Raw genomic sequence first — 5913 nt, forward strand, 5'->3', positions numbered from 1 at the left:
GGAGAACCATATCACAAGTAACGGAGCAAGGTTTTAGATAGTCATTTATATTTATAAATTGATAAAATGACTTACGTAAATGAAGTAATGCAAAAATTCAAAGAAGTCTTCTTTGAAATGAATACAAGTTAACAAAGGAAACAACTGATACATTTACTAGTGTCAAAGATAGTAATAAATAAAGAAATATAGATAAATGATGATATAATAACATACTTAATGAAGGATAGGTTATATAAATAACAAGGGTAACCTATCCTTTTTATATTTACTTGGTACAAATTGTGCAAATGTAAAAATAGTAATATAATTAAACAACAACTATACTAGGGGGAACTATTAAAGTGAGTATTAATTTTCAATATTATCCAAAGAACTCAAGAATACCAGAACATTTAGAAAAAGTAGTAGAAGTTTTTAATTTATCATATAAAAAGATAAATTCAGCTAAACATTCTCTTTGGAGTAATGATGTGCTTAAAGAATGTAGTGAAAATCTCAATAAAATAGGATATGAAGTAGAAAAAAACAAAGATGGAACTAATAAAACGATAAATGTACCTGTTTTGTTTGGTAGAAATAACACTTTAGAAAAATCATTTAAAGCTGATGCATATAGCATCAATGATAAAACAGTAATAGAAGTAGAAGCAGGAAGAGCAGTTATAAATAATCAGTTTCTGAAAGATTTATTTCAAGCATGCTTAATGCAAGATGTAGATTATCTATGCATTGCAGTAAGAAATGAATATAGAAAGGCTAATGACTTTGAGGAAGTATGCAAATTTTTTGATGCATTATATTCAAGTGATAGATTGGTATTACCCTTAAAAGGAATACTAATAATAGGATATTAAATAAAACATGGTGAACCGCATCATAAGTAAATTTGAGATTTAATGGAATTAAATGAATAGTAAGCTAAAGGTATCATGTTAATTAGTAGTTTAATTTATTTAGTATATAATTAATTATGTCAAAAAAGTACTGGTGAAATTATAAGTATTCACTTTACAATAGAACATTAGTTCTATATAATCAAAAAAAGATATACAAATTATAAGGAGAATATAAAAAGCATGAAATATAAAATTGTTGATTTATTTGCAGGAGTTGGGGGATTTCATTTAGGATTTGAAAAAGTAGGATATGAAACAGTAATGGCAACCGATTTTGATAAAGATTGTGCTTTATTTAATGAAAAAAATACTCCATGGATACCATTTATATTTGGAGATATAAATGATTTGGATGAAGAGACTATTAATAAATATATTAATAATAAAGAAATAGATGTTCTTATAGGAGGACCTCCATGTCAGGGGTTTTCTACAATTGGTGCAAGAATATCTGCAGATGAAAAAAAGAGAAGACAGAAAGACAAAAGGAATTTATTATTCAAGCAATATATACGAGTATTAAAAATTATTAAACCCAAAGTATTTTTAATGGAAAATGTAGTTGGAATGCTTACTCTTGATAATGGTTCATATTTTGATATGATAAAACAGGAGTTTAATGAACTAGGTAAAGAAATGGGATATAAATTTGATGTGTTCATTTTAGATGCTGTTAATTATGGAGTACCTCAAAGGAGAAAAAGAGTTTTTGTTTTTGGTAATAGAATAGGGATGAACATAAATCCTCCTGAACAGACTCATGGGCAAGAGATGATGTATAAACCTTATGTAACAGTTGGTGAAGCTATTGGTGATTTAGCAGGAAAAGAAAATACTATAGCAAATCATGTTCCTTTGAATCATACAGAAAAGAATATACTTAGATATAAGTATATTCCTGAAGGTGGAAGATTACCAGAGGAGAAATTGCCACCAGAGCTTTATAGAAAGAACTTTGGTAATACCTTTAAAAGATTACATAGAAATGAACCATCATTAACAATGGTACCTGGTCATAATGCATTTCCAATACATCCTTGGCTTGATAGAAGTTTAACTGTGAGAGAAGCAGCAAGAATACAGACATTTGATGATAATCTAATATTTGTTGGACCTAGACATAAACAATGTATGCAAGTAGGAAATGCTGTACCTCCATTGCTAGCTAAAGCTTGGGCTGAACACATAAAGAAAGGATTAGATGAATATTATGAAAAGCATAAATAAACCTAAGTTTATAGATTTATTTTCAGGAGCAGGAGGGTTCTTAAGAGGTTTTATGGATGCTGGTTTTGAACCAGTTTTTTCAGTAGAAAAATGGGAACCAGCAATTGAAACTCATAAGCTTAATTATCCAAATGTGAAGCTAATTGATAAGGATATAAAAGAAATTGAAGATTCAGAATTAGCTCAATATAAGGATATAGATGTAATAATAGGTGGACCACCATGTCAAGGCTTCTCAACTATTGGTAAAAGATTGGTAAAGGATCCAAGAAATGAATTAGTTTTTGAATTTATTAGATTTGTGAACGTAATTCAACCAAAAATATTTTTAATGGAAAATGTTAAAGGATTATTAAGTTCACATAATGGAGAACTTAGGGATATAATAAAGAATGAATTTGAAAAAATTGGATATCACAAAATAAAATGTCAAGTATTATGTGCTTCAGATTATGGTGTGCCTCAGCTAAGATATAGAGTATTTTTTATGGGAATAAGAAATGATATTGATGTTGATTTGCAATTTCCTGATCCAATTATAAAATCAAAAGATAAATATAAAACAGTTGGAGAATCAATAATGGATTTAGTAGGGAAAGAAAATATAATTGCAAATCATGTACCAATGAATCATAAGGCGATAGTAAAAGAGAGGATGAAATATATACCAGAGGGTAGTGGATTACCAACTAATGGGTTACCAGAACATCTAAGTTATGGTGCAAGACAAGATTTTAAAAATAATAAGGTTAAGAATTTTAGTCATGTATATAAAAGATTACATAGGCAGCATCCAGCTACAACTATGGTACCTGGACATAATGCCTTTCCATTACATCCAACAGAAGATAGAAGTTTAACAGTAAGGGAAGCAGCAAGAATACAAACATTTCCAGATGATGTAATTTTTTGTGGAAGTAGACAAAATCAATGTATTCAAGTCGGAAATGCAGTGCCAGTAAAGCTTGCTTATGAATTAGCTAAAAATTTAAAAAAATATTTATAAATATTTCCATATATAATTCATAATATATATTATAATATAAGAAAAAATATTATGAATTTGGGGGAGTTTTTTTGTGGGAAAGACACATGATGAATTAGCCTCTTTTGTAGGTTCTACACTATTAGATAATATAAGAGAAGAAAAAGAAGGATGGAAACAGATATTTTCAACAGACATATTTAGAGTTGGAGATTGGGATTGGCCTAGACCTGATTATGTATTATTGGATAATGAAAAAGATGTATCATATGCAAATGAGTTTAAACCACCTAAACAAACAAAAAGAGAATATTTAACGGGACTTGGACAAACTATTGCATATTTACAAAAACATGATTATGCGGGAATAATTCTACCTAAATATGCTGATGATGGGTTCCCTATAAGTAAATATATAAGTGATATTTTGAAAGGTGATGAATTTAAGCATTTACCAATATCAGTTATAGAATATGATGAAGATAATTTAACAAAAGATGAAATAAAAATTATAAAATCAATAAGTGAAGAAAGACAGAGAAAGCCTATTGCTAAAAATGATAATTCAGTAAGTAAAACTTTTTGGTGTTTTTGGAGAGATGCCAGCCATTATGAAGTATACGAATTACTAAAGTTATCAGATAAGTATAATGATAAAAAAGGAGATATTTACACAGATTATATATATGAAGAATTTTATAATATGTTAATAAACGGTAAAACAAAAATGTGGGATGGAAAAAGTAGGTGTAAAAAACCTAGTGAATCTTCAAAGAAATCAGAAAAACAAAACTATAAGATTTCTTTATTTCATTTAGGCTTGTGGTCTCAAAGTGAAGGTAGATTAACAATAAAAGGATACAAACTATTAACTATAGGAAAAATATATGGGCCAGATAGTAAAAAATTTATGGACTATTTATCTTATTTGATATTAATTGATGGAAAGCATTTGCAATTAATTAATGAAGTTGAAGAGTATCAAAGAAGTGTAAGTAAGGAAATATTAAATAATAGAAATTCCTACTATTTAAATTTGGATATTTATTTGGATAATAAAGGATATATAGGTAAAAGAAAGCCAACAGCAATTACAACTAATGCTAAAGGATCATATATTAGAGATGAACCTAAGCTGTGGAATCATTTGGGTCTAGTAAATAGTAAAAATGCTAGATATTTTGTTAATGGATTTGGAATACAATTTAATTGGAATAAAATAAGTGAATTACTTTTAAATAATTATGAATTATAGTGTAGAATGTAATAAAAATAGCATATACAACAATATAAGCTTGAATGTAACATTTCTACAGAAAGAATTAAAATGAATTAACAAGAAGTTTATAAGCATATTATTTAATTGTTTTATTACTAATAAGAATAAAAAATATTAAACAAAAGTGATATAATTTTAATAAGATACAGAGAAGCATGCTATAAATATAAATAACAGAGATATTTAATATATATTTAAATCTTTTTTTTAAAAGTAGTACTTAGTTTTAGGGTACTACTTTTTTGACTACATTAAAAGGTTTATGGAAACAATAAAGTAAAATTAATTTATTAATTTTAGGAGGTAAATATTATGGATATAGCTATATCAAAGGCTATTATTAATATGATCGGAATGGAATATCTTTGTCGTACAGCTGGAATGGAGCAAGATGCAGAGTTAGTTATTTTCTTACATGGTTTTCCTGAAAGTTCTATAATGTGGGAAAGTACAATGAAGAAGCTAGCTAAATTAGGTTATCGTTGTTTAGCGCCAGATCAAAGAGGATATTCTGATGGAGCAAGACCAGAAGGATATGAAAATTACTCATTTAAAAAGCTTGTAGATGATGTAATTGGATTTGCAGAAAGTGTTGGAGTTAAGGGCAAATTTCATCTTGTTGGACATGATATAGGAGCAGCTGTTGGTTGGAATGTTGTTACACTTTATCCTGAAAGAATACAGTCATGGACAGCTTTATCAGTACCACATTGGCCAGCATATAAATGGGCATTAGAAAATGATGAAGATCAAAAAGAAAAAGGAAGCTATATAGGTATGCTTATGCAAGAAAATGTACCAGAAGCAATGCTAGCTAAAGATGATTTTGCTATTTTACATAATCTATATAAAGGCTTTGACCAAAAAATAATTGATGATTATATGAGGATTTTCTCACAAGCCTCAGCAAGAACAGCAACAATAAACTGGTATCGTGGAATTATGATGGTTAAAGATAATATTTCTTATGGTGAAATAAAAACACCAACAACTCTTATTTGGGGAAATGAAGATATAGCAATTAGACGTGCAGGAATTGAAAAGAATAAAGAATATATGAAAGGATATTATGATTTCCATGAATTAAATGCAGGTCATTGGCTAACAGAATTTAATGAAGCTGAAGTATCAGAAATAATTATAAATCATATTAGAAAGTTTCCTATAGATTAGAATTTAAAGAAGTTTTGAAAAAATAAATAAATTTTGCTTAAATTATAGATATTAAACAAAAGAGGAGATGAAAAAATGATTAAATCATTTTTAATGTTAGGACAGTCAAATATGGCTGGAAGAGGTTTTATTAATGAAGTACCTCCAATCTATAATGAAAGAATACAAATGTTACGTAATGGTAGATGGCAAATGATGACTGAACCAATTAATTATGATCGTCCTGTTGCAGGAGTAAGTTTAGTTAGTTCATTTGCAGATGCATGGTGCTCTGAAAATAAAGAAGATACTATTGGTTTAATTCCTTGCGCTGAAGGTGGAAGTTCATTAGATGATTGGGCTATAGATAA

General features: G+C 28.2%; 6 protein-coding genes. All 6 read left to right on the plus strand.

Features of this window, described 5'->3' with window-relative positions; genetic code table 11:
- Positions 1-344 precede the first annotated feature (344 nt).
- Positions 345-857, plus strand: a complete 513-nt coding sequence (locus SPJ33_RS00830) for a hypothetical protein (RefSeq protein ID WP_321116061.1) — start codon at positions 345-347, stop codon at positions 855-857.
- A gap of 222 nt (positions 858-1079) precedes the next feature.
- On the plus strand, positions 1080-2126 hold the full coding sequence (locus SPJ33_RS00835; protein ID WP_321116062.1) for a DNA cytosine methyltransferase: 1047 nt from the start codon (positions 1080-1082) through the stop codon (positions 2124-2126).
- Positions 2110-3132: a DNA cytosine methyltransferase gene (locus SPJ33_RS00840; RefSeq protein ID WP_321116063.1), complete on the plus strand. Its 1023-nt coding sequence runs from the start codon at positions 2110-2112 to the stop codon at positions 3130-3132. Before SPJ33_RS00835 ends, SPJ33_RS00840 begins: the two co-directional genes overlap by 17 nt.
- Positions 3133-3205: 73 nt before the next feature.
- Positions 3206-4366 carry a hypothetical protein gene (locus SPJ33_RS00845; protein ID WP_321116064.1) on the plus strand — a complete coding sequence of 387 codons (1161 nt, stop codon included), beginning with the start codon at positions 3206-3208 and terminating at the stop codon, positions 4364-4366.
- Between the two features lie 336 nt (positions 4367-4702).
- Positions 4703-5563: an alpha/beta hydrolase gene (locus SPJ33_RS00850; RefSeq protein ID WP_321116065.1), complete on the plus strand. Its 861-nt coding sequence runs from the start codon at positions 4703-4705 to the stop codon at positions 5561-5563.
- Between the two features lie 75 nt (positions 5564-5638).
- A partial coding sequence (locus SPJ33_RS00855) for a sialate O-acetylesterase (protein ID WP_321116066.1) occupies positions 5639-5913 on the plus strand: 275 nt, incomplete at its 3' end.

Origin of the sequence: Clostridium sp., from assembly GCF_034179595.1 — a bacterium.
Classification (GTDB): Bacteria; Bacillota; Clostridia; order Clostridiales; family Clostridiaceae; genus Clostridium.

Bases quoted from the DNA above. Each gene is read 5' to 3' on its own strand.
- SPJ33_RS00835 (WP_321116062.1), top strand. From the start codon at position 1,080: ATGAAATATAAAATTGTTGATTTATTTGCAGGAGTTGGGGGATTTCAT.
- SPJ33_RS00840 (WP_321116063.1), top strand. From the start codon at position 2,110: ATGAAAAGCATAAATAAACCTAAGTTTATAGATTTATTTTCAGGAGCA.
- SPJ33_RS00850 (WP_321116065.1), top strand. From the start codon at position 4,703: ATGGATATAGCTATATCAAAGGCTATTATTAATATGATCGGAATGGAA.